The sequence below is a fragment of the Pseudomonas sp. NPDC088885 genome (assembly GCF_044750025.1).
GTDB classification, from domain to species: Bacteria; Pseudomonadota; Gammaproteobacteria; order Pseudomonadales; family Pseudomonadaceae; genus Aquipseudomonas; species Aquipseudomonas rustica.
Genome location: NZ_JBIVJB010000235.1, coordinates 1 through 1,405, shown reverse-complemented (window position 1 = coordinate 1,405; position 1,405 = coordinate 1). Strand labels below are relative to the sequence as shown.

Sequence of the window (1,405 nt, the reverse complement as noted above, 5' to 3'; positions counted from 1 at the left end):
CGCATCCCTGGGTGGTGGTTACCTGACCAGTGCACTCCCCAACAACTTTGCCCTGATTGTTAGGGGCTCTTCAGTGTGAAAAAAAAGCCGTGAAAAGCCAACGACCTGTAAACCTAGACCTAAGGACCATCAAACTCCCAGTCACTGCTTACACGTCCATTCTTCACCGAATCTCCGGTGTCATCCTCTTCGTGTGCCTTGCCATCATGCTTTACGCATTGGACAAGTCGCTGAGCTCTGAGGAAGGCTTCGGTCAGGTGAAAGCGTGTCTGACCAGTCCGCTAGCCAAGCTAGTGATTTGGGGCATCCTGTCCGCTCTGCTGTATCACTTGGTAGCCGGTGTGCGCCACTTGATCATGGACATGGGCATCGGTGAGACGCTGGAAGGCGGCAAGCTGGGCTCGAAAATCGTTATCGCCGTTTCCGTGGTGGTAATCGTTCTGGCAGGAGTTTGGATATGGTAACTAACGTCACGAACCTCTCGCGTTCGGGCCTCTATGACTGGATGGCGCAACGTGTGTCTGCGGTCGTTCTCGCGGCTTACTTCATCTTCCTGATCGGATACGTCGTGGCCCACCCTGGCCTCGAGTATGCCCAGTGGCATGAACTGTTCGCCCACAACGGGATGCGTATTTTCAGCCTCCTGGCCCTTGTTGCCCTCGGCGCTCACGCCTGGGTCGGCATGTGGACCATCGCGACTGACTACCTGACGCCAATGGCGTTCGGCAAGTCCGCGACGGCTATACGTTTCCTTTTCCAGGCAGTATGCGGCGTTGCGATGTTCGCTTACTTCGTCTGGGGTGTGCAGATTCTCTGGGGTATCTGAGTCATGGCTAACATTCCAACGATTTCTTTCGACGCCATCATTATTGGTGGTGGCGGTGCCGGCATGCGCGCTGCGCTGCAACTGGCACAGGGCGGTCACAAGACTGCCGTGATCACCAAGGTTTTCCCGACCCGTTCGCACACTGTATCCGCTCAAGGCGGCATCACTTGCGCAATCGCGTCCGCTGACCCGAACGATGACTGGCGCTGGCACATGTACGATACCGTCAAGGGTTCCGACTACATCGGTGACCAGGACGCTATCGAATACATGTGTCAGGAAGGCCCGGCTGCTGTTTATGAGCTGGACCACATGGGCATGCCGTTCTCGCGTACCGAACAGGGCCGCATCTACCAGCGTCCGTTCGGCGGCCAGTCCAAGGATTACGGCAAAGGCGGGCAGGCTGCCCGTACGTGCGCCGCTTCCGACCGTACCGGTCACGCGCTGCTGCACACCCTTTATCAGGGCAACCTGAAAGCCGGTACCACCTTCCTCAACGAGTACTATGCCGTGGACCTGGTGAAGGACCAGGACGGCGCCTTTGTCGGTGTGGTCGCAAGCTGCATCGAAACCGGCGCG

General features: G+C 57.7%; 3 protein-coding genes. All 3 read left to right on the top strand.

Annotated elements, in window-relative coordinates:
* Window positions 1-89 precede the first annotated feature (89 nt).
* Complete coding sequence (gene sdhC, locus ACIP1X_RS28860; RefSeq protein WP_016773673.1) at window positions 90-464, top strand: succinate dehydrogenase, cytochrome b556 subunit; 375 nt, start codon at window positions 90-92, stop codon at window positions 462-464.
* A complete protein-coding gene (gene sdhD, locus ACIP1X_RS28855; protein WP_003222999.1) occupies window positions 458-826 on the top strand; it encodes a succinate dehydrogenase, hydrophobic membrane anchor protein in 369 nt (122 codons plus the stop codon). The genes sdhC and sdhD overlap by 7 nt, the downstream gene beginning before the upstream one ends.
* 3 nt (window positions 827-829) lie before the next feature.
* Window positions 830-1,405, top strand: a 576-nt coding sequence (locus ACIP1X_RS28850; RefSeq protein WP_400755971.1) for an FAD-dependent oxidoreductase, incomplete at its 3' end; no start/stop codon positions are given.